This window comes from Thermocrinis sp. (genome assembly GCF_036781485.1).
Taxonomy (GTDB): Bacteria; Aquificota; Aquificia; order Aquificales; family Aquificaceae; genus Thermocrinis.
Genome location: NZ_DAIQAX010000006.1, coordinates 59320 through 81026, shown reverse-complemented (window position 1 = coordinate 81026; position 21707 = coordinate 59320). Strand labels below are relative to the sequence as shown.

At 41.0% G+C, this 21707-nt stretch carries 26 protein-coding genes; 9 read left to right on the top strand and 17 right to left on the bottom strand.

Annotated elements, in window-relative coordinates; translation table 11 throughout:
* Positions 1 to 10: 10 nt before the first annotated feature.
* The 4 genes from V7P40_RS04890 (at position 11) to argC (ending at position 2439) form a co-directional block, all read left to right on the top strand.
* Entirely contained in the window at positions 11 to 496 is a 486-nt protein-coding gene (locus V7P40_RS04890; protein WP_333784855.1) for a thioredoxin fold domain-containing protein, read from the top strand.
* Between the two features lie 67 nt (positions 497 to 563).
* The gene (gene rplM / locus V7P40_RS04885) at positions 564 to 998 is read left to right on the top strand and encodes a 50S ribosomal protein L13 (RefSeq protein WP_333784881.1); all 435 of its coding nucleotides are present in this window, start codon (positions 564 to 566) and stop codon (positions 996 to 998) included.
* Positions 995 to 1435, top strand: coding sequence for a 30S ribosomal protein S9 (gene rpsI, locus V7P40_RS04880; RefSeq protein WP_333784854.1), 441 nt, complete (start codon positions 995 to 997; stop codon positions 1433 to 1435). Before rplM ends, rpsI begins: the two co-directional genes overlap by 4 nt.
* Positions 1420 to 2439, top strand: coding sequence for an N-acetyl-gamma-glutamyl-phosphate reductase (gene argC / locus V7P40_RS04875; RefSeq protein WP_333784853.1), 1020 nt, complete (start codon positions 1420 to 1422; stop codon positions 2437 to 2439). Before rpsI ends, argC begins: the two co-directional genes overlap by 16 nt.
* Here the strand turns inward: argC and V7P40_RS04870 are convergent, their stop codons facing one another.
* Genes V7P40_RS04870 through V7P40_RS04850 form a run of 5 tightly spaced genes read right to left on the bottom strand, consistent with a single transcriptional unit; the run spans position 2440 to position 6963 of the window.
* A complete protein-coding gene (locus tag V7P40_RS04870; protein ID WP_333784852.1) occupies positions 2440 to 2988 on the bottom strand; it encodes an ATP/GTP-binding protein in 549 nt (182 codons plus the stop codon).
* Positions 2988 to 3683 (bottom strand): DUF4388 domain-containing protein, encoded by a 696-nt coding sequence (locus tag V7P40_RS04865; protein WP_333784851.1) that lies wholly within the window; start codon positions 3681 to 3683, stop codon positions 2988 to 2990. The genes V7P40_RS04870 and V7P40_RS04865 overlap by 1 nt, the downstream gene beginning before the upstream one ends.
* 12 nt (positions 3684 to 3695) lie before the next feature.
* Entirely contained in the window at positions 3696 to 4049 is a 354-nt protein-coding gene (locus V7P40_RS04860) for a roadblock/LC7 domain-containing protein (protein WP_333784850.1), read from the bottom strand.
* A gap of 50 nt (positions 4050 to 4099) precedes the next feature.
* Positions 4100 to 4945, bottom strand: a complete 846-nt coding sequence (locus V7P40_RS04855; RefSeq protein WP_333784849.1) for a permease — start codon at positions 4943 to 4945, stop codon at positions 4100 to 4102.
* Positions 4946 to 4962: 17 nt separating this feature from the next.
* A complete protein-coding gene (locus V7P40_RS04850; RefSeq protein WP_333784848.1) occupies positions 4963 to 6963 on the bottom strand; it encodes a cation-translocating P-type ATPase in 2001 nt (666 codons plus the stop codon).
* Positions 6964 to 7042: 79 nt separating this feature from the next.
* On the opposite strand from V7P40_RS04850, the gene V7P40_RS04845 reads away from it, so the two are divergent.
* Positions 7043 to 7735: a FliA/WhiG family RNA polymerase sigma factor gene (locus V7P40_RS04845; RefSeq protein ID WP_333784847.1), complete on the top strand. Its 693-nt coding sequence runs from the start codon at positions 7043 to 7045 to the stop codon at positions 7733 to 7735.
* 24 nt (positions 7736 to 7759) lie between these two features.
* Positions 7760 to 7963 carry a 50S ribosomal protein L35 gene (gene rpmI, locus V7P40_RS04840; protein WP_333784846.1) on the top strand — a complete coding sequence of 68 codons (204 nt, stop codon included), beginning with the start codon at positions 7760 to 7762 and terminating at the stop codon, positions 7961 to 7963.
* Here the strand turns inward: rpmI and V7P40_RS04835 are convergent, their stop codons facing one another.
* The 4 genes from V7P40_RS04835 to V7P40_RS04820 all read right to left on the bottom strand — a co-directional run bounded on the left by V7P40_RS04835 (position 7964) and on the right by V7P40_RS04820 (position 11669).
* Complete coding sequence (locus V7P40_RS04835) at positions 7964 to 9226, bottom strand: FAD/NAD(P)-binding oxidoreductase (protein ID WP_333784845.1); 1263 nt, start codon at positions 9224 to 9226, stop codon at positions 7964 to 7966.
* Positions 9201 to 9917: a (2Fe-2S)-binding protein gene (locus V7P40_RS04830; protein ID WP_333784844.1), complete on the bottom strand. Its 717-nt coding sequence runs from the start codon at positions 9915 to 9917 to the stop codon at positions 9201 to 9203. Before V7P40_RS04830 ends, V7P40_RS04835 begins: the two co-directional genes overlap by 26 nt.
* 45 nt (positions 9918 to 9962) lie before the next feature.
* Positions 9963 to 11306 carry an FAD/NAD(P)-binding oxidoreductase gene (locus V7P40_RS04825; protein WP_333784843.1) on the bottom strand — a complete coding sequence of 448 codons (1344 nt, stop codon included), beginning with the start codon at positions 11304 to 11306 and terminating at the stop codon, positions 9963 to 9965.
* Positions 11307 to 11405: 99 nt separating this feature from the next.
* Entirely contained in the window at positions 11406 to 11669 is a 264-nt protein-coding gene (locus V7P40_RS04820; protein ID WP_333784842.1) for a cupin domain-containing protein, read from the bottom strand.
* Between the two features lie 20 nt (positions 11670 to 11689).
* On the opposite strand from V7P40_RS04820, the gene V7P40_RS04815 reads away from it, so the two are divergent.
* From V7P40_RS04815 to V7P40_RS04805, 3 genes are read left to right on the top strand one after another with little or no spacing between them, the layout of a single operon-like run.
* Positions 11690 to 11902 carry an AtpZ/AtpI family protein gene (locus V7P40_RS04815; RefSeq protein ID WP_333784841.1) on the top strand — a complete coding sequence of 71 codons (213 nt, stop codon included), beginning with the start codon at positions 11690 to 11692 and terminating at the stop codon, positions 11900 to 11902.
* Between the two features lie 34 nt (positions 11903 to 11936).
* Positions 11937 to 12941, top strand: coding sequence for a biotin synthase BioB (gene bioB / locus V7P40_RS04810; protein ID WP_333784840.1), 1005 nt, complete (start codon positions 11937 to 11939; stop codon positions 12939 to 12941).
* Positions 12938 to 13576: a lipoate--protein ligase gene (locus V7P40_RS04805; protein ID WP_333784839.1), complete on the top strand. Its 639-nt coding sequence runs from the start codon at positions 12938 to 12940 to the stop codon at positions 13574 to 13576. Before bioB ends, V7P40_RS04805 begins: the two co-directional genes overlap by 4 nt.
* Here the strand turns inward: V7P40_RS04805 and murG are convergent.
* The 8 genes from murG to V7P40_RS04765 are packed head-to-tail and all read right to left on the bottom strand — an operon-like array spanning position 13490 to position 21649.
* Entirely contained in the window at positions 13490 to 14560 is a 1071-nt protein-coding gene (gene murG, locus V7P40_RS04800; protein ID WP_333784838.1) for an undecaprenyldiphospho-muramoylpentapeptide beta-N-acetylglucosaminyltransferase, read from the bottom strand. The two genes, V7P40_RS04805 and murG, sit on opposite strands and share 87 nt — an antisense overlap.
* Positions 14553 to 15278: a YdcF family protein gene (locus V7P40_RS04795; protein WP_333784837.1), complete on the bottom strand. Its 726-nt coding sequence runs from the start codon at positions 15276 to 15278 to the stop codon at positions 14553 to 14555. Before V7P40_RS04795 ends, murG begins: the two co-directional genes overlap by 8 nt.
* Entirely contained in the window at positions 15278 to 15673 is a 396-nt protein-coding gene (locus V7P40_RS04790; protein WP_333784836.1) for a biopolymer transporter ExbD, read from the bottom strand. Before V7P40_RS04790 ends, V7P40_RS04795 begins: the two co-directional genes overlap by 1 nt.
* Entirely contained in the window at positions 15670 to 16275 is a 606-nt protein-coding gene (locus tag V7P40_RS04785) for a MotA/TolQ/ExbB proton channel family protein (protein WP_333784835.1), read from the bottom strand. The genes V7P40_RS04790 and V7P40_RS04785 overlap by 4 nt, the downstream gene beginning before the upstream one ends.
* An 8-nt stretch (positions 16276 to 16283) precedes the next feature.
* Positions 16284 to 18821 (bottom strand): tetratricopeptide repeat protein, encoded by a 2538-nt coding sequence (locus V7P40_RS04780; protein ID WP_333784834.1) that lies wholly within the window; start codon positions 18819 to 18821, stop codon positions 16284 to 16286.
* Positions 18796 to 19431: a phosphoserine phosphatase PspA gene (gene pspA, locus V7P40_RS04775; protein ID WP_333784833.1), complete on the bottom strand. Its 636-nt coding sequence runs from the start codon at positions 19429 to 19431 to the stop codon at positions 18796 to 18798. The genes V7P40_RS04780 and pspA overlap by 26 nt, the downstream gene beginning before the upstream one ends.
* The gene (locus V7P40_RS04770) at positions 19425 to 20546 is read right to left on the bottom strand and encodes an alanine--glyoxylate aminotransferase family protein (RefSeq protein WP_333784832.1); all 1122 of its coding nucleotides are present in this window, start codon (positions 20544 to 20546) and stop codon (positions 19425 to 19427) included. Before V7P40_RS04770 ends, pspA begins: the two co-directional genes overlap by 7 nt.
* Positions 20543 to 21649 carry an inositol-3-phosphate synthase gene (locus V7P40_RS04765; protein ID WP_333784831.1) on the bottom strand — a complete coding sequence of 369 codons (1107 nt, stop codon included), beginning with the start codon at positions 21647 to 21649 and terminating at the stop codon, positions 20543 to 20545. The genes V7P40_RS04770 and V7P40_RS04765 overlap by 4 nt, the downstream gene beginning before the upstream one ends.
* Positions 21650 to 21707 lie beyond the last annotated feature (58 nt).

Genomic DNA, 21707 nt, shown 5'->3' with positions numbered 1-21707 from the left:
ATTTTTAATTATGAAAGTTGCACTAACTGTTTTAACATTATGGGCGATCTTTATCCTATCATGCCAAAGCAAGGGCAATAATACCTCTTCAGAAGTTAAAGACCTTATCCCAAAGTCCAACTATGCTATGCTCGTAGTGGAGAGTGAAAACTGTATATACTGCAAGCAGTTGGATAAAGACCTAAAAAACAATCCAACACTTAAAAGTGCAGTGGAAGGAATAGACGTTTTAAGATTGCTGGCGGAGAGCAATGCTAAAGTAAGGTATAGGATAGACGGCAAAGAGGGTGAAACAACAGAAGAGGAATTGGCCAGAATGTTAAACGTAAGGGCTTACCCTCATATAATCTTCTACGATTCTAAAGGAGAAATCGTTCTGAGGATACCAGGGTACGCACCACCAAAGACCCTTGCCTGTGTTGTAGAATACGTGAAAAATGAACTTTACAACAAAGAAGAGTTAAACCAGTATCTGAAGAGAGAAAACTGTATCTGAACTTTGTTTAGGTACGCCCTTTGTGATAAAATATTAGCCTTTGAAAATTTTTCTGAGAGGTGGAAAGATGAAGACATACAGAGTAAGACCCGAAGATGTGGTGCGTAACTGGTGGGTTATAGATGCGGAAGGAAAGGTTTTGGGTAGGCTTGCAAGTCAGATTGCAAAAATACTTATCGGAAAACACAAACCCTACTATCAGCCAGATGTAGATTGTGGAGATTTTGTGGTAGTTGTGAATGCGGAAAAGGTTAGGGTGACTGGCAATAAGCTGGAAAAGAAGGTGTATAACTTTCATACCAACTACCCCGGAGGACATAAAGCGAGGACCTTAGGGTGGATGTTGGAGAACAAACCGGAAGAAGTTGTTAGACTGGCGGTCAAAAGAATGCTACCTAAAAATAAGCTAGGACACAGAATGCTAAAGAGATTAAAGATAGTCGTAGGTCAAGAACATCCATACATAGCTCAAAAACCCCAAAAACTGGAGGTTGAAGGATGATAAAACAGTTAAAAGACTTTACAATAAGTCCTGACAACTCTTTTTACGGTACAGGAAGAAGGAAAGAAAGCATTGCAAGGGTTTGGCTTGTGAAAAACACTAACAAACAAATAGTAAAGGCAAAGGATAGCCAGAAGGAATTCAATTTAAAAGATTACGTCCAAAGGGAGACCTTATACTACAAAGTGCTATACCCCCTAAAGATCACAGGTCTTGAAGGAAAGTTTGGTATATATGCTACGGTGGAAGGTGGTGGTATCTCTTCTCAGGCTGAAGCTATAATGTATGGAATCGCTAAAGCCATTTTGAAATACAATCCAGATTATAGGCAGACGCTCAAAAAAGTTGGACTCTTGACAAGAGACGCAAGAGAGAAAGAGCGCAAAAAGTATGGCTTGATGAAGGCAAGAAAAGCCTACAGATGGAGCAAGAGATAAAAGTTGCCATCTATGGAGCTACTGGATACACCGGTGTAGAACTTCTAAACATCCTTCTTAAACATCCAAGGGTAAAAATAGTTGGTCTTACGTCCCAATCTCATGTAGGGAAAAGGCTAAAAGAGGTTTTCCCTTTCCTCGAAGGGCCGGTAGGCAATCTGAAGATTACTTCAGACGCTGAAGAGGAGTACGATTTAGCCTTTTTGTGCCTTCCCCATGAGGAATCCCTTGAGCTTGTCCCAAAGCTTTTAAATCAGGGTAAAAAGGTTATAGACCTCTCCGGTGCTTATAGAATAAAAAACCCACAGATATACCCAGAATACTATGGCTTTCAGCATAAATACCCAAAGATCTTGGAGAGGGCTGTTTATGGTCTGCCCGAGATATACAGAGAACGTATAAGAAACGCTCAGCTTGTGGCAAATCCTGGCTGTTATCCCACATCCGTACTTCTGGCGCTGTACCCTCTCATTATAGAAAGAGTAAAGATAGAAAAGGTAGTTATCACATCCCTTTCAGGCGTTTCTGGTGCAGGGAGAAAACCAGTCCAGCATTTTCATTTTCCAGAGATGTATGGAGACTTTTTTGCCTACTCCTTAGATAAACACCGGCATGTGCCGGAAATGGAGAGTGTGATAAAAGAAATTGGGGAAGTTAATATCCTCTTGAGGTTCTCCCCCGTGGTAGTGCCCACTTCAAGGGGAATGCTGTCAAGCCTTTCTATCTTCTGCGACAAGGTTGAAGCTAAGGAGCTTTACAATGAAACGTATAAAAACGAGAAGTTTGTAAGGATAGTCTTAGAACCTCCTCACGTAAAACACGTCCTGGGTACAAATCTGTGCCTTTTGTATTCTTTTTGGGACGAGAGAGTTAAATGTTTGCAAGTTATATCCGTTATAGACAACTTAGGTAAAGGCGCTTCTTCTCAAGCTGTGCAGAATTTTAACATCATGTTTGGTTTTGAAGAAGATTTAGCTTTAAACACAGTTCCAAGCTTTCCTTGATTAGCTCGTTAAGTTAGATTTAACTATTTCAAGCAAGATCAGAAGAACGTTTTTTACACTATCCTTATTTATAGCTGATAGGGGAACTACGGGTATGCCTTCTTCCTCGTCTATATCAAGTGCAATCCTTATATCCTCTGGGCTCCAGGCATTGGGCAAATCCTGCTTGTTAGCTCCCACAACTATGGGTACGAGGAACCTTGATTGAAAGAAGTTTATTATTTTTCTAGCTTCGTGGAAGGTAGTTGGATTTGTACTGTCCACAAGAATAATTATTCCAAGCGCCCCCTCTCCTAAAATCTCCCACATGAAGTCAAATCGGAACTGTCCCGGTGTTCCAAAAAGATATAGCTCATGCTCGTCATCTATGCGTATTTTACCAAAGTCCATCGCAACCGTAGTATACTCCTTAACAGACTTTTCACTTAATTGTCGGACTCTTCTTTCAGTACTTACGGTTTTTATCTCACTTACTGTGTTTATAAACTGTGTCTTTCCTACAGCAAAAGGCCCAGCTATTACTATTTTTATTTTCTTTATTGTCCTCATCACAAGCCTCTTATTTGCTCTATTATTTTGGTAAGAAGCTCAAGTGTTATAGATCCCGGTTTTTGCTTAACCTCTTTTTTCTTACGCCTTATCAATCCAAGAGCCAAAAAAGCATACAGAGCCCTATCTACTACTAGACTATTCTTTTTTGCCAACTGTCTTATCTGCAGAACAGTCTTATCGCCGTTTATAAGTGAGAGTATTTCTTCCTCTTCCTTGTTTAATTTGGCTTTATGTAAAACATCTTCTTTGTCTGGAACCCTTTCAAAAAGCATCATCTCGTCCGATATTTTGCGCTCAACCTCTTCCGGAGTTAAATTTCTAGAAGCAAGAACGATAAGGTGTTCAATAGGATACTCTATGGGATATTCTGAACCGTACTTTATAAACCCCGGGGTAAAAGAAAATATGCCTTCCTTCATACTAAGCCTGGAGATTAAAAACCGCTCCACAGTTCTGGGTAGTTTGTCTGGGCTCATACGCAATTTGTTCAGCAATAAATCAAAATCCTTATCGGCGTATACCCTGTAGACCTTATCCACAGGTCTGGAGAAAATTATTTCCCCTTCTTTCACATAGTATGCGCAGGTTAAGTCCTTCCATTCTATAAAAAGAATACCACTCTTTTTATCTCTTCTAATGACTTGGAATATATCCACAAAGTTAAAAGTGCTTAGATCTCCGATTAGAGCCATTACCCATCAACCTTATAGTAAGGCTTTTATTTTTTCTTGAGCTTTTTTTATCTCCATTAGCAAAAGTCCCAGTTTAGCATCATTGTCCGCTAACACCACCATAACCGCATCTGAACCAACTCCTGTCATTATTACATACCCATTCTGCCCTTTTATGGTTATCTGCTCAAGATTTCCCTTAGCTAGCTCCTCAGCCACCCTTTCGCCTAAGGATAGAATGGCAGCGCTCATGGCAGCTATTCTGTCTTCTTCCATACCCGGCTTTAGAACTGAAGATATAGGCAGACCATCTGCAGAAACCAACGAGACTCCTTCAAGCCCCGTTTTTTTAATAAACTCCTGAAGAATCTGAAGATACCTATCCATTTTTCCCTCCTTTCAAGTATTTTAATCCATTTTTCTATTAAAAATAAATTTTATAAAAATTTATAAAAAAGTGTATCGTAAGCAAAGCCAGTTATTATAGAAAATAAAAACCAAGCTGTGGCATAGAGTATGACTGTGCTTTTAGGAAGGAAAGACATAACCGCAAAGATAGTTGGCAGGCATATTCCACTGCTGGATAGCATAAAGGTCATAGCTTGACCCGTTGTAAATCCTACATCCTGCATAGCTTTTCCTAAAATTACATCCTCACCCGAGCACACATATATTGGTATAGACACCAAAGATATGAGAGGGTATATCAAAACACTTTGAGAGATGTTTGCAACAAGCTGGGTAGGTATGTAAGTTTTGATAAGGGAAGCTATGAATACGCCAATTAAAAGATATTTAACCACCGACATTTGATCTTTTAGACCTTCAAGGAATAAAGATCCTTTTGGGGGTCTTTCATCGTAGGATAGCTTTAAGGTTAAGGGTTTTTTGTAAAGTTTATCTGCGATCAGGGCTATCGATAAGGCAAAAATCAGAGAAACAAACAGTCTAAAAAGAGATACCTTCCATCCAAACAGAGCGTAAGTCAAAAACAGAATAACAGGAGAAAGGGTTGGAGCGCTTATCAGAAAAGCAAAAACTGGTCCATAGCTTTTAGAGTAACTGTTTATAAAGTTTGCCAGGGGCAACATAGAACAGGAACATAAAGGCATAATGCCACCTAACAAAGCGGTAAATAAAGAAGAAAATGATCCATAGGAAAGGACCTTCAAAAACAACGAAGGCTTTACCGTGGCCTTTAGTAAGGCGCTTATGAAAACAGCCAGAATAAAAAAAGGGACTATGTCGGCTAAGTAAAGGTAAAAGTTTTTGAAAAATTCCATAGAATTAGAAAATAACTCTACGTTCGCAGAGAGTTTATGACAACGCTTAAGGAAGAGAGGGCCATAAGCAAGCCGGCAAACTCAGGTTTTATAAAGAAGTAAGGATAAAAAATTCCACTTGCAATGGGTATAGCTAGTAGGTTATAACCAAAAGCCCAAAGTAAATTTTCTTTTATTCTTTTCCTAATTGCTCTAGCCAACTCAAAGAACTCTTTTAGACCTACCAAGCCCGAGTTGAGTATTACATCCGTAGAAAACTTCGCCACATCAGTTCCAGAACCTACTGCAAAGGAAAGATCAGCCTTTGCAAGCACCGGGGCATCGTTTATACCATCCCCCACCATACCTACTTTGTATCCCTTACTCTGTAGCTCGGAAAGGATGCTAAGCTTTTGTTCTGGCTTCATACCAGCATACCACTTTTCTACGCCCAAAAGCTCTGCTACCTTCCTCACCCTTTCCCTTTCATCCCCGCTTACTATGATTGGGTAAATATTGTTCTTCTTCAGAAACTCTAAGACTTCCTTAGACTCCTCTCTTGCAGTTTCTTCAAACTCGAACTCGGCCAGAATTTCACCATTCTTGATCAATACAGTATGCCCATTAACACCCCTTCCCAGTCTGTATTCATCACAGAATACTCCAATACCAACCTCCTCCTTGCAGTTTTTCAGAGGGATCTCTTTGGCCCCTAAACTTTCACAGTATTCTCTAACCGCTACAGAGTAGGGGTGGTTAGACTTTAAAGACAGGGTATAGGCAATGTCCAAATACCCCTGTTTGATATTTGCTTTGCTTACCTTAGGCTTTCCTTTTGTGAGAGTACCAGTCTTATCTATGAGTATCACATCAATACTTTTTTCAAAAGCTTCCGGTTTTTTAACTACAATTCCCTTTTTGTAAGCCCTGTTTAGCCCAACTGTAATTGCCAAGGGTATAGCTATACCAAAAGCGCAGGGACAGGATATTACCATAACGGCTAAAGAGAAGGTTATAGCCTTTTGAAAATCGCCCGTTTTCAAGAACCAAAGCAGAAATACAAGAATAGATAAAGCAATAACTCCTTGAACAAAGTAGTGTGATATTCTGTCAGCCACCCTATGTATCTTTGGTTTTTCCGATAGCGCCCTTTCGACCAGTTTTATTAAAATTGAAACATAGCTCTTTGAAAAAGACCGTTCAACTTTTGCAACGGCGTATCCATTTATAACAAGGCTTCCCGAAAGCAAGCTATCACCCACTTCTTTTAATACTGGCAGACTTTCCCCAGTTATCATAGACTCATCAACATAAAGCTTTCCTTCCACAAGCTTGCTGTCTAAGGGGACCATATCCCCACTTCTGAGCACGATGTTATCGCCTATAAACACCTCGTAAACGCCTTTTTCCTCTTCCCTTTCCTTAAGCACTCTTACTTTAAGGCTTTGCAAGCCAAACAACCTTCTTAAACCTTCCGTAGCCTTTTTTTTCGCCTTCTCTTCCAAGAATTTTCCAGTTCTGACAAAGGTAATAAGAAAAAGAGAAGTTTCAAAAAGGGGTTCTTCTGGGATCACTTTAAACAGAGCTAGATAACTGTAGATGAGCGCCGAAGTGCTTCCTAAGGAAACGAGCAGGTCCATGTTGCCCGTTTTAGCCTTTATAGAGTAATAGGCAGAACGGTAAAGTTTGTAACCTCCGATTATCTGCACAAGGGTTGAAAGAAGGGCCTGAGTAACCAAACTCCATTCTGTATGCGAGAGCATCAAAAACATTGACAAAGCTCCAGCTATCCAACAGAAAACAAGTACGGGCAGGTTATATTCTCTTAGTTTCTCCTTCTCTACTTGGTAACCAAGAGATTCTATTGTTTCTTTTATACTGCTTAAACTTAAAATATCCTCGTCAAACTCTATCCAAACCCTACCAAGCTCAAAGGACACCTTAACATCAGAAACACCGTGCATTTTTTTGAGAGCCAGTTCTATAGATTTTGCACAGTTAGCACATGTCATCCCGGAAACTGTCAAATTAGCCTTCATAAAAGTGAATTCTAAACTCAGGGCTTTGTTAATTCAAGCGTTTAAATTTAAGATATTTATAGTGGTAAAATAAAAAAACGTGCAGATACATAAAGAAGATAAGGAACTCGTATTAAAGTATTTGCCTCTGATAAAATCATTGGCGCACAGGATACACAGGCACTTACCAGACGCTGTTGACGTAAACGACCTTATAGGACAGGGCATTGTAGCAGTTTTAGAATCTGTTAAAAAGTTGGACAATACTAGAAATCCAGAGGCCTATCTAAGGCTTAGGATTAAGGGAGCCATCTACGATTATTTGCGAAGCCTTGACTTCGCGAGTAAAAAACTAAGGAAAAAAGAGAGGGAGATAAGACAAACCTTAGATAGACTTACGCAGGAATTAGGCAGGGAGCCCACAGATGATGAGCTTATAAGTGCCTTAGGGGAAAAGCCAGAAGTATTTTACTCTGACCTTCAGAAAATATTCGCATCGCACATTCTTTCTTTGGATGATATGTTCAGAGAGGGAAGAAACTACGAAGAGATATTTTCTGCAAGATTAGAATCCCCGGAGGAAAACGTAATAAAAGAGGATCTAAGGGAAAAGATAATTTCCGCAATAAAAAGTCTGGAGCAAAGGGAACAGCTTGTTTTACAGCTTTTATTTTACGAAGAGATACCAGCCAAAGAGGTGGCAAAGCTTTTAAAAGTATCAACAGCCAGAGTATCTCAGATAAAAGAAAGCGCGCTAAGCAAACTAAAAGAGAAACTAAAAGGTATGATATAATCTTAAGCTTGGAGGTAGATAAGAATGGCAAAAGTGAAGATGAAAACAAACAGGTCTGCGAAGAAGAGGTTTAAGATAACTGCGACGGGTAAGGTAAAAAGATGGAAATCTGGAGGAGCTCACTACAATACAAAGAAGTCCAAGAAGAGGAAAAGGAACCTAAGAAGGGCGGACATGGTCCACCCAAGTTGGGAAGATAAAGTTAAAGGTATGCTAAAAGAGTTTTAATCAGCCAAACAATTCCCTCCACAGTCCTTTTGCCCACTCCTCGTACCTTTTGGCGGTGGTTTCCTTCCTTTTGTTGTCCTCTCTATGTAACGGGACAAACCTCCTGTTTACGCTATCGTATCTAAAGCTTGTTTCTACCATTATTGCTTCTTTGTCGCTCACCATGGCATAACATACCATTTGCATATACTCTTCTTCAACCCTTTTCCCTTTGATTCTTGCATTTATTATCTTTGCTACTAATTTACCCTCTGAATAAGCCGCATACCCGCTCTTTGGTAGATAGCTCTGCGCCGCATCACCTATGACGAACACGTTTGGTATTTTTGTTTCAAAGGTTAGAGGATTTACCTCAACCCACTTTTCACCCTTCTTCAAAAGACCTATCTTTTCTAACAAAGAGTTTGCCTTCATAGGTGGGATTATGCAAGCCAAATCGTATTTGAAATCTCCGTGAGTTGTTCTTACAACCTTTTTCCCTACATCCACGTCCTTGACCTGTGAAGAGGTGATGTAGGTAGCTATATCCACGTAGAGTTCATAGTATGCCGATAAGAACCCCTCGGAGTTTATGATTGGCCTTTCGTTAGCGTCTATGAAAAATAGCTGAGCTTTTATATTATTCTTCTTTATCATACTGGCTATTAAAGCAGCCCTTTCGTAAGGTGCTGGGGGACATCTGTAAGGTGGGGGTGGCACTGTGATAACTATGTTTCCGCCCTCAAACTCATCAATAAGTTTCTTTAAAAACAACTGCTCTGAGCCAGGCCTAAACGCTGGAGGATTGTAAATTAAGGAATCACGATAAAAAGGCTTGTCTTCTATGTCATACTCTATTCCTGGGGAGAGCACCAGAAAATCATAATCTATGTACCCTTCTGAAATTCTCACTACTTTTTTAGAAAAATCCACATCCAAAACTTTGTCCTGTATAACTTTTATTCCTCTCGCTTCCAGAGAGTTGTAAGAAAAGCAAAGGGAACCAAAATCAATCAATCCTACTAAAAAATGGTTTGACATAGGACAGGATACAAAAAAGGGTCTTTCTTCAATAAGTATTACCGAAATCTCTGGGTTTTCCTTTTTTAGCTGGTTAGCAACAGACACTCCACCATAGCCCCCACCCACTATAACAACCTTAGCTTTCTCCCTTCTTGTAACGCTTTCTTTTCTTGCATAAACTGCGGAAGGAAGGCTTATGGCACCAGCTAACGTTCCTTTTATAAGGTCTCTTCTGTTAACAGTAAATGACTTGTCCAACATACTTGCTAACCTCCATCACTTTACATGATTCCACTAATTCTTTGGCCTTTGCAGTTGTTCCGTAAGCTTCTCTGAGTTCTTTTCTGTAGTTGTCAAAAAACTTATCAAATTGGTCTACTCCAAGGATGCCTATAGCATAAAACTTTCCACCTTCTTCTTGTATGACCACAGATGCTAATGGAAAGTCCGCTGGTCCGTCAATTACCCTTGCGCCTTCTCTTGGGTCATACAAAGCCAGGTGGGCGCAGCACTGGATTATTCCAGCTTTCTTCGTAACTTCGGAGGGCTTGTCTGGTGGGTAGTAGTTTATAAAAGAGTATTTTTTAGTTGGATAACTCCATTGATGGGCGCAGATGGCAGAGTAAGCCACTATACTTTTTTTGCTTCCCACCCCACCTTGCCAGTTGTATTTCTTACCGTTCTTTAGTGTAACCTCCACAGGTTTTACCTCTTCTCCTAGATTAATGATATAACAAGGTGTGCTTGCGTAGGGATAGAAAAATATGTAGTTTGTGTGCGGTTTTAGGTCTTCTTCTGTGAGGGGAGACCCATCCTCCTTTAGCAAAATAGCTTTTTTGTAAGCTCTAAACATTCCCTCTTGGGCGGAGATAAGGTTAGAAAACACGGATGGATCTATCATAGAAGCTACAGCTATAGTGCTACATGCTTTTATAAAACTTCGCCTATTCATAGATCCTCCTTTAATTTTAATGCCCCCGGTGGGGGTTTGTGAGCATTAGGAGAACATATCTTTGTACATAGCCCTTGCCCACTCGTATGTAGCATCTGCCAACGCTTTGGAGCGATCATTTATGGTTCTCGGTTTTGGATTTATCTTCTTCTCTTTTTCATCGTATTCGTAGGTCACATTAATAACTATGGCCTCTTGAGGACTGCCGTTTACCATGGAATAGCATGTATTGTCCGGTAAAGTAGGCTTGACCTCTTTACCTGCTATCCTTCCCGCTATTATCTTTGCCACTATCTTTCCTTGAGAATTTGCGATGTGTCCGCTCTTTGGATAGGGAACACCACTTATAACGTCTCCCAATAGGAAAACGTTGGGATCTGCCTTGGCTTGGAAGGTTAAAGGATCCTGGTCAGCCCATCCTGTAGGTTTGCCTTCTTTGTCCTTTGCTATCAGGTCCGCCATCCAAACCAAACTACCTGCTTGATGAGGTGGAACCAAATTGGCATCCGTAAACTTGAAGTCTCCAGCGGTGGTCTTAATTACCTTGTTAACTGGGTCCACTTCCTTTATGGTCGCATTGGGCACATACTCTACTAGACCAAGATAGACTTGCTCGTATGCAGCTCTGAAGCCAGGACCCTTTGGCGCTATGTCTGGCTTTGGATCAAGGATTATAACTCTACCATCCACTTTATTTCTTTTGAACACTTCCGCTATCATACAAGCCCTTTCGTAAGGTGCGGGCGGACATCTGTAAGCTCCTGGTGGAACTGTGATTATAAAGTCTCCTTTCTCAAACTCCTCAATTTTCCTCTTCAGTGCCAAATGCTCAGAACCGGGTATGAACGCTGCTGGATAGTTGATTTTAGTATAGTTGGTCATCTCCTTATCATCCTTGAACCAAGCAGAGTAGTTATATCTTATCCCCGGTGCCAAAACCAAGTAGTTGTATTCTATATAACCGTAGTTAGTATAGACCCTCTTCCTGTCCCTTTCTATTCCTACAACCAAACCATTGATGAACCTATAGCCATACTTTGCCGCAGGCTGGTTGTAGTCGTGGGATATAAAGTCAAGGCTTACCAGACCAGCTAACCAAGGGTTGGATATGGGACAGGAGAAGAAGTTTGGCCTCTTTTCAATAAGGACCACATCAATGTTTGGATTTTCTTTCTTGAGATACTTTGCTACAGTAAGCCCAGCCCATCCTCCACCACATATCACTACCCTATTACCTTTTGGTGGTGGAAGCATAGCTTCCATTTTTCCCACTTTTTCTGCAGCTGCAAAGGTGGGCTTAGAAGATAGCCCGGCTGCTATGGCACCCACACCTGCCAACTTAAAAAGATCCCTTCTGCTTACGCTCATACTTTCACCTCCCAATTTCATTAGCAATCATAATAACGCTCGAACTTTGGATAGACAATAAAAAGTTTTTAGAACAATATAAGCTTGCTTTATATAAATCTTTTAGAATATTTATATAACTTATCTGCTACCACAAACGTAGCACACACCCTTTTCCGTCTTTGCCCAATGGAGGGTACCTGCCTTTATTTCCAAACTATCTCCTTCTTTTAATTCGTAAATCCCTTCCTTTGTGCCTATTACTATAGACCCTTTATAGACCACTCTTATTTCATCCTCGCTGTGCATGTGCCAATCGTAGAACGTTCCTGGTGGGTCACACCAAGTGTATATGTTTTTGTATCCCTTTCTTTTCAGTTCTTCAATTATTGGCTTTGGGTCCATAAGGTTAAAATTTTAATTGAGTGAAGGGTAAAGATCTTTTAGCTTTAACCGTAGGCTTTAACATAGTTGGCGGTGTTATTGCTGGACTCCTTGTGGGTTATGCCTTTGATGTTTGGTTGATGGAAAGAGTATTCAAGATAAAGACTTTCCCCTTTGGTTTGCTCTTCTTTTTCTTCATAGGTATTATCTCTGGCTTTAGAAATGCGATAAAAGACTTGAAGAAACTGGGTTAAAGATTAAAATCTATAGGTTTAACGGAGGTAAGTTATGGATAGATGGGAAGAGTTTTTGATAGATCTCTCTAACAGAGTTATTGAAGGTTATCCTTTGAGTAAGGAAGAGGCCCTCAATATCCTTCGTACCCCAGACGAGTACATTGCTTTGTTGGTATACTGTGCTCAAAAGGTAAATCACCGCTTTCATCAGAAGGATAAGATAGAATTTTGTTCTATCATAAACGCAAAAAGCGGGGCTTGTTCTGAGGATTGTAGGTTCTGTGCTCAATCAAAGTTTTACAAAACACCCATTAACGTCTATCCACTGGTGCCAAAGGAAGAGATAGTGGAAGGTGCTTACAGGGCTGTGGAGTTTGGAGCCAACAGATACTGTGTAGTTTTGAGTGGAAAATCTGCAACGTCGGAAGAGATAGAAAAAATAAAACAAAGCGTAGAAGAGGTAAAGCGTGTGGAAAAGCTTCCAATTAATGTGTGCGTGTCTGCAGGAACACTGGATGAAGAATCCCTTAAAAAACTAAAGGAAGCTGGAGTAAAGAGAGTAAACCACAATTTAGAAGCCTCTAAAAACTTTTTCCCAAAGATAGTTAGCACTCACAGCTGGGAAGACAGATATGAAACTATAAAGAGGATAAAAAAGGTTGGGCTATCTACGTGCTGTGGGGGTATATTTGGGATGGGAGAGTCAGAGGAAGATAGAGTGGATTTGGCTTTAACATACAGAGAGCTGGAGGTAGATTCTATTCCGCTTAACTTTCTCATGCCCATTGAAGGCACGCCACTGGAAAAGGCTCCGGGCGTATCACCCTTAGAAGCACTGAAGATCATTGCCATGTTTAGGCTTACCAATCCAAGAGCTGAGCTAAGACTTTGCGGTGGAAGGGAACAAACTTTGAGGGACTTTTACGGTATGGCTGTTCTTATGACAAATGCTATGATGGTGGGAGGCTATTTAACCAGGGCGGGAAGGGATATAAAGAAGGACTATCAGCTTTTGAAAGACCTAAAGCTTGAAAGGCTTCAGGCAGTTCTTGAATGATTGAGATTTTAAGCGGCGCTGAAAATATGCTTAAGGACTACCAAAACCTTCTGAAAGCGGAAGAGGGTATGGGTCCCTTTTTCAGACTTTACGCTTGGGAAGAGCCCACAGTAAGCATAGGTTTTTTTCAGAAAGAAAGATCCTTTCCTGTTGCACTGGTTAGAAGGCCTACCGGAGGAGGAGCGCTACTACACGGATGGGACCTGTCCTTCTCTGTGGCAGACCTGAAGGAAAGATGGGGCAAAAGATACAAGGATGTTTATCTAAGCTTTATGAGCTGTTTGAAAGAGCACTTTGAAGATCTGGGGATAACTTTGGAAATTTCCAGATACATCGGTTCTTATGATGATTACTTTTGCTTTTATTATCCTACCTTTGGCGAGCTGACTTACAGAGGGAAGAAGATAGTAGCCTGCGCCATGAGGGTGTTAAGAAATAGCTTTTTGCTACACGGAAGCCTTTTTCTAAGATTTGACTATGAACTTGCTCAGAGGATAACGGGTATTCCACGGGAGATTCTCAGGGATAGGCTGATAAGCTTTGAAGAGTTAGGAATAGGTCATAAGGAAGTTTTGGATGTGATCGATGATTTTTTGGCAAGCATTGGGCTCTGCAAAGCTTCTGATGTTGCGTGAAAATTCTTCTCTGTTTGAAAGTAGCTTATCCAAAATTTTTAGGACCTTTGATAGCTCTACTTCTTCCTGTCTGAGCACAAAAGCTCCCCCCAGCTCTTCTATCTCCTTTGCGTTGTAATACTGATGGTCTCTTACAGAGTATGGATAGGGGATGAAAAGGGATGGGATACCGTATAGGGAAAGCTCTGTTATAGAGCTTGCACCTGCCCTGCTTATGACGACGCTGGAGGCCCTGTATATTAGGTCCATCCTTTCAGTAAATGGAAGAACAAGCACGGGCATACCTTTGTAGGCTTGCTTTAAATTTTCGTATTCTTTCTCTCCGGTTATGTGTATGCCCTGAAGCCCCTTTTTTTTGAAAACATCCACCGCCAAGCTGTTTATAAAAGACGATCCCTGACTTCCACCCATCACAAGAAGGGTTTCTCTGTCTTCTAAGTTAAGTCTCTCTCTTGCTTCCTTTTCTGAAAGTCTTAGCCCTTCCAGTAGGGATCTTCTAACAGGCAAGCCTGTTTTTACTGTTTTTTGTGAGGGAAAGAATCTTTTAGAGTGTTCAAAAGAGACGAAAATTAACCTTGCAAACTTGCTTAAAACTTGATTGGTAGTGCTTGGTATGGAATTTTGTTCGTGTAAAAAAAGATGAACCCCCTTTAAAAGGGAGCTGATTCCCAGAGGAAGGCTAGCATAACCGCCAAAAACTACGCTAACACTATCACGCTTGAGCTTAGGGTATAGCTTTAAGGAAGAAAAAGACACGCTATAAAGAGATTTTATCTTATCTTTCAAAGATCTCCCTATAAAGGGATAAACTTTAAGGAAATGTTTTTCTGAAGCTATAAGATGGCTCAATCTTTTTTCAATACCCCTCTCTGCACCTACGAATTCACAGGGTATGTTTTTCTCCATAAGGCACTCTATAAGGGCAAGGGCTGGAAAAAAATGTCCGCCTGTTCCCCCACCAGCTATGTAAAACTTTCTAATCATCCAAGCTAAAAGAATACCACAATAAACCCAAATACTCTCTCAGTGCTTTGTAGCTGTCTGCCATAACGCTCATCTTTGGTAAAAAGCTGTAGAGGTTGTATCTTAAGTCCCTTTTAAAGTCAGTTGGGTAAGGAACTACTTCTAAACCTACCTTTTCAAAGGACATCACAGCTCTTTTCATATGGTAAGCAGAGGTAATCAATATTACCCTTTTGCACTTTAGTTTTTGACATATAGCCTTTACTTCCTTTGCGTTTTCTTCAGTGTCTCTGCTTTTGACTTCAGCATACAGGCTACCTTTTTCCACACCTAAGCTCTCAAGCATGGACCTCATTATCTCAGCCTCTGGAAGGGCGCTCACTGACGCACCGCCGGAGAGAATTAGAGGCAGTCCAGTCTGCTTGTGAAGTATAAAGCCTGTGAGGAGTCTTTTTGTGGAGTCTTCCTTTAGTATGCCAGTGCTGTAGGCTCCACCCCCCAAGATCACTATAGCATCTCCCTTTGGCTCCGAGGGAGTGGGGTAGGAAGACTCTAAAGGTTTATACAGCAGGTCTTTTGTTGGTTCTATGGAAAGGGCGTAAATAAACAGAGCGGAGCCCAAAGACAGGATCCTTACAAACCTGCTCTTTTTACTTAGTATGGCTATTATCAGAAAGACTATCAAAAAAATACCGGGCGGGAGTATCAAGTGAGATATTAGCTTTTTAAAGAAAAACATCAGAGCTTCTTTCTTGTAGCTATAAGCACTTCCTGAACGTCCTGGGCCTTGGCTATATCCATAAGCCGGACTACAAACTTGTGGGGTGTTTCCTCATCCGCTTGTATGACCAACCTTTCTGGCTTTCTTTCCCCTAAAACTTGCTTTATTTCCTCTGGATTTCTTCTCTGACCTTCCAATATGTATTCTCCGCTTTTTAGGACCTGAACGGTTAAAACCTGAGAAACTTCCCTTTTTTCTCCTTCCTGTGCAAAGGGTAATTTAACAGCCAGCAGAGTTATGGGAGATTGGAATGCAAGCACTGCAAGGAAAAGAAAAACTGCCAAAAGTGTGTCCACAAGCGGCACCACATCTATGTATGCCCTTTCATCAAAGCTGAGCCTTCTTCTCCTCATGAAATAGCCCTAACAACCTCAATTGCTTCCTCTTCTAACTTATTCAGTATGCTATTACCCCATATCCTAAAGATCCAGTAAAAAAATAAAGCTGGAATAGCAACTGCCAGACCTGTGGCCGCTGCCACCAACGCTTCCCCTATACCAGCAGAAAGAAGGTTCAGTGCGGTTTCTGACTGATTTAAGGAAAAAGATCTAAACACTTTTATAAGACCAGTAATTGTGCCAAATAACCCTATGAGGGGTGATAAGCTGGCAATAGTAGATAGTATGGCTAAGTTCTTCTCTACCTTGGGCACTAAAAGATCTATCTCTGACCTGACTATATCCATAAGCTCTCTCTTTGATAATCCATGCTTTATGTGGTTTTCCAATAGCAAATAAAGGGTTTTACCAAAGGGTGTAGGGTCCAAGGAAAGAACCTTAAAGGCACCATCTAAGTCTTTGGCAAGCAACAAAGCTTTGGCATCTTTTAAGTTCTTTGGTATGAAATTAGAGCTTCGGAGGTTTATAAACCTTTCTACCACAACTGCCCAAGAAACTATGGACAGAAGCAAAAGAGGATACATAGCAAGACCGCCTGCTTTCAAAAGAAGAAGCATCTGCTCCATCATCTTGCCTCGCACTTTGGAAGGTTTTTTCTCAAGTTTTCAAACTTGATTTTTTCCTCCTTAGAAGCACTTTTTAGATCAAACCTCTCTAAAAAACAGCTTGCATCCCTCCTCAAACCGAGACTTAAAAATATTCGTACTCCTTCCATTATAGCAGTATTATAAACAGATGTGCCTTTGTGGTTAATGGATATATCCACCAGATACTCAAGAGCTTCCTTTGGTTTCTTCTGGGCGTTCAAAATCAGAGCTTTTTCAAACTTAGCCTTAGCGGAAATATTTACGTCTGGGCTTTTTATTAAGTAGTCAAGCAAGCTTTCGTCTTTAACTGCTTGATAAATTTCCATCAGGTTATTCTCAAAAAATTGAGTTCTTAGTCCCATTTGCATGAGTTCCTTTGCCAAACTTAACGCCTTCTGCCACTGACTTAGCTTTACATATAGCCCAATTGCTTTTTCTTTTTCCTGGAAGTCTCCAACTTCCAAAAGTTCTGCAGCACTTAGCATGTCTCCCAGTTCAGTGTATAGAGCTATCAGTTCTTTTCTAGCCTGGGCAGATTCCTCTTTTGGTCCTTCTTTATAAACCTTGTATAAAAGTACCGCTTTGTTGTTTTTGTCTTCTTCAATGCTTGCAAGTTTAAGTAGCGCTTTGTATTTTAAATCTCCCCTCTCTTCGTAAAGCTCTACCAAAAGTTTTTGCGCCTCCTTTTTTTCTCCTTTGTTTATCAAGATGTCTGCTAATTGGTACTTCAGCTCCCCTGCGTACGGCGAGTTTGGGTTTTTCTTTAAATACTCTCTTATAAGCTCTTCCCTTTTGGCATCTGTGAGGTTAATGTCTCCCTCCAAAAGGGCCAAGGCAGCCTGACTAGCCACAGGATCGTCGGGGAAATTCTTTAAGATTTCCCAATAGGTAGCTTTCGCTTCTTCTACCTTTCCCAAGTTGTAAAGAGTATCTGCTGTTTTCATCAGTGCCCTTGGACCAAAGGGACTTTTCCTTGAAACTTTTCTAAAGTACTCAATAGCTCTGTCGTAGTTTTCCTCCATAAAGAAGCTTATACCCAAAAGGTATAGTTCTTCATCTGAGTTCTGCGAGAGGAACTTCCTTGCCAAAGAAGGATTGTTCAAAAATAGCGCGGACTTGGCTTTTAGTAAATTGGCCCTTTGGGATGAGATCCCTTGTAAAGTATTCAAAACTTCCTGATATTTTTTGAGGTTGTAGTAGCATAGGGCTTTATACTCTGGATCGTCAAAGTATTTTAGGGCAGAGGCCCAATCGCCTTTTCTAAAGAAAGCCCAACCTAAGTACTCTCTATATAGATCCGGATGGTTTTCTTTAACAAGCTCTAAAGCATTTTCCATAGGCATACCTGCCCAGTAGGCAGATTCTAAAAGCCAAACATAATCTTCTCTATCTTTGTCCTCCTTCTTCTCCAAAAGTCTGTATGCAGTGCGATAGTCCCCAATTTTGATTAAAGAATAGACCGCATACTTAACCTTTTTAGCCTCTAAAAAGTTTGAAAAAGCAATTTGATAATCTCCATTGTTGTATGCTATTGTTCCAGCTACGTTTAAAAACCTTGGGTCCTTTGTTATACTGTAGGTTAATCTTGCTAAAAGTACGCTCTTTGAAGCTATGTGGGAGTAAAGGGAGTAGGCATATTCGCTGTTTATTGTTTCTAAAAGGCTTGCGTACCTGTAAGCCAAGTCTGGCTTGTTCTTTTGCAAGGCAATGAGCCCTAAATAGTAAAGGGCAATATCTCGGTATGGTTTTATTGGTTTTGAATATTCAGTAAATATTTTCTCCGCCTCCTCCAACTGACCATTTTCAAAAAGCAAAATAGCCCTCCTTACACTTGTGCTATCTTTGTAGTTTTTGTCTATCTCCCCCTTTACAAAATTGCTCACGTATGCACAGTATCTTTTAAAAACAGCACCTTCACAATTTGGAACTGTGTATTTTCCTTCGTGCTTTATTTTATAAACTACTCCCCAAAATTGGTCCCTATTCTCTGGAACACTTCCCTTTAACTCAAAACTTAGTGCGTAAAACAGCTCGCAGGATGCTTGTCTGTATTGGTGTGGATATTTGCATGAGTTTTCAAAAAAGTTCAGAGCTTGGGTTTTTTGCCCCTGACTTAGCTTTATCAAACCTAAAACATACTCAGCCATAGGTCTGTAAACGGATGGCATGGTAAGAACGGAGCTTAGCTCCTGCTCCGACTGGGTGAGTTTCCCCGCAAGATAGTAATCCACTCCTTTTTTGTATGCTATTGCATCTTTCGGCTTTCCACAACTGGGGCCCTCTTCCCTAACGGGAGAAACTGGCAAAGACTCCACCTCTTTTGGTGGTTGCAAAAGCCTTGCAGAGAGGTCTAAAGGTTTAGCTTCTTCCACAGGTAGTCTCTCGGGGGGATAGATCTTGGGCTTTTCTTCAACTTCCTTTGCCACTATCTCTACCTGAAGGTCAAACTCCTTTTTTATTTGCGAAAAGCCAAAGAGAAAGATTAAAAGACTAAAGAGCACTATGGGCTTGAACATACCATTCTCCCAAGTGGCAGGTTATGTTAAGTTTAACTATAACGTTCCTTCTTTCTTCCATATGCACCAATGTATAGCTTGCGTTATCACAACCAAAAGCCCAAAACTTGGATAGGTCTATGTTCAAAAGGGTACAAAGCATTGCTCTTATTGGAACAGTGTGAGAAGTCACCACCACTGTTTGATTTTGGTGACTTTGCTTTACAAACTCCAAAAACTCCCTTACCCTTGCATAAACCTCTTCTAAGGACTCTCCTCCTTCAAACTTAATCTTGTGTGGCTCCTCTAACCACCTTCTAAAGTCCTCCGAATACTTCTGCTTTACCTCATCCACAAGCATACCAGACCAAACGCCATGATCTATCTCTATTATCCTTCTTTCTTGTATTACCTCCAAGTTATGCTTACTTGCTATGGCCAAAGCGGTTTGGTAAGTTCTTTTTAGCGGAGAGGAATAGATTACATCTATCTTTTCTTTTTCTAAAGCCTTTGCCAAAAGCTGGGCTTGAATTTTCCCTCTTTCCGAAAGATCAGGATCCAAAAGCCCCTGATACCTGCCTATCGGATTCCATTCGCTTTCCGCATGCCTGACCAAAAATAGCTTTACCATAATCCACTTTCTATAAATACTTCAGAGTATGCTTTTACACCCTCTCCCAATCTTTGGCAAAGGCCCAGCTTTTTAAGCACCACCTCCAGCATACCTATAAGCATCAATCCATCCTTTGGATCCACTCCCATATGGGATATTCTGAATATCTTTCCCTTTAACTCATCCTGACCGCCGGCAGTTCTTATGCCATGTCTTAAAAGCTCCCTTCTTATATTTTCTGCTTGCTCGGAGGCTATGGCGGATACGGAAATAGATGGATTTTGGGCAAACCGTTTTAAACCTAAAACCTCTATTGCTCTTAGGGTTGCCTTAGAAAGAGTTCTATGTCTTTTTTCTACCTTTTCCATCCCCTCTTCCAAAAGCATACTTAAGCTTTCCTTCATAGCCAGTATTAAGCTTATGGCTGGCGTCCACGCAGTTTGACCTTCCAACTGCTTTTTAATCTCCTTTTTTATACTAAAGTAAAAGGCCCTCTCTTTTAATCTCTTTTCAGCATTTCTGGAAAACCAAACCACCGAAAGTCCAGGGGGCAAAAGAAATCCCTTCTGAGAGCCACCAATAAGAACATCTATTCCCCATTCAGAAGGCACGATTTTATAAACCCCAAGGGCTGTTATTGCGTCTGCCACCAGCAAAACCTCTCTTTCTCTACATAGAGAACCTATCTCCTTTGTGGGATGGTAAACACCTGTGGATGTTTCGGATATCTGCATAAGCACTCCCTTACAGTCTGAATTTCTATCCATTAGCTCTTTAACTTTATTTGGGTCCGCAGAATTACCCCACTCTACTTTATACTCTACTGGATTTAGTCCCCAGTGCTTTGCCAGATTAAGCCAGCGTTCCCCAAACTTTCCGCCATTTACCACTATTACCTTATCCCCCTCTTCAAAGAAGTTGAGAATGCTCGCTTCCATAGCACCCGTGCCAGAGCTTGCGAAAAATACAAAGTTCTCTGAGCTATCTTCTACCAGCCTTTTAAAGAGTTCTCTGACCTCTAAGAAAGCTCTTTTGAATTCATCCGTTCTGTGGTGGATGATTTGTTCTCCTAAGACCTTTCTGACCCTTTCTGGAATTTCCACAGGACCTGGTGTAAAAAGCCTTTCCTTCATCTTTCCCTTTCACCTCTGATAAACTCCTCTACCATTTTCCTTGCCTGCCAGTCGGGGTACTGTATGGGTGGATGTTTCATGGTGTATGCGCTTATAGAATACAGAGGACCACCAATACCCCTGTCTCTTGCTAGCTTACAACACCTTATGGCATCTATCATTGAACCTCCACTGTTTGGTGAGTCTTCCACATCAAGCTTTAGCTCCAAATACATGGGTACATCACCAAAAAGTCTTCCCTCTAACCTTATGTATGCGATCTTTCTATCCTTTAGCCAGGGAACCCAATCGGAAGGTCCTATGTGAATGTTTTCGTATCCTATATCGTAAGGAAGCAGGGATTCGACGGCGGAGGTCTTTGATATTTTCTTAGTTTTTAACCTTTCCCTTTCTAGCATGTTTAAAAAGTCCGTGTTACCCCCAAAGTTGAGCTGATAAGTTCTGTCTATTTTTACCCCCCTGTCCGTGAAAAGCTGAACCAAGGTTCTGTGAACTATAGTCGCACCCACCTGGGACTTTATGTCATCCCCAACCACTGGTATTCCCTCTTGTTCAAAACGCTTTGCCCACTCTGGGTCCGAGACTATAAAGGTAGGCATACCATTTATGAAGGAAACTCCCGCTCTAAGGCAAGCTTCTGCGTAAAACCTTGCCGCCTGTTCCGAGCCGACGGGTACATAGTTTATGAGTATCTCAGTCTCGGTTTCTTTTAGCACTCTGACAACATCCTCCAGTTCATCCTCTTTTTCATCGGAAAGTACAAAGGTACGGTCTGGTGGATAATTAGCCATGTGGGGTGCAAATCCGTCCAACACCTTCCCTTTACGCACCTTTACACCTTTCTTTGGAATATCAGGTTCAAATACAGTGGTGCAGTTAGGCGCAGCAAAGATAGCTTCGGATACATCCTTTCCAACCTTCCTTGCGTCAATGTCCCATGCGGCAACAACTTCTATGTCCCATGGTTTGTATCCTCCCACATCTTCAAACATCAAACCACTTACATCATTCGCTTGATTTTTTTCGTAGTAATGAATTCCTTGAATCAAAGCGCTTGCGCAATTGCCCACACCAGCAATAGCAATCCTTATTTTTTTCTTCATTAATAGCCTCCGAAAAGCTTATAACTATTATAGCCCAATATTCGTTGAAAAGCTCTAA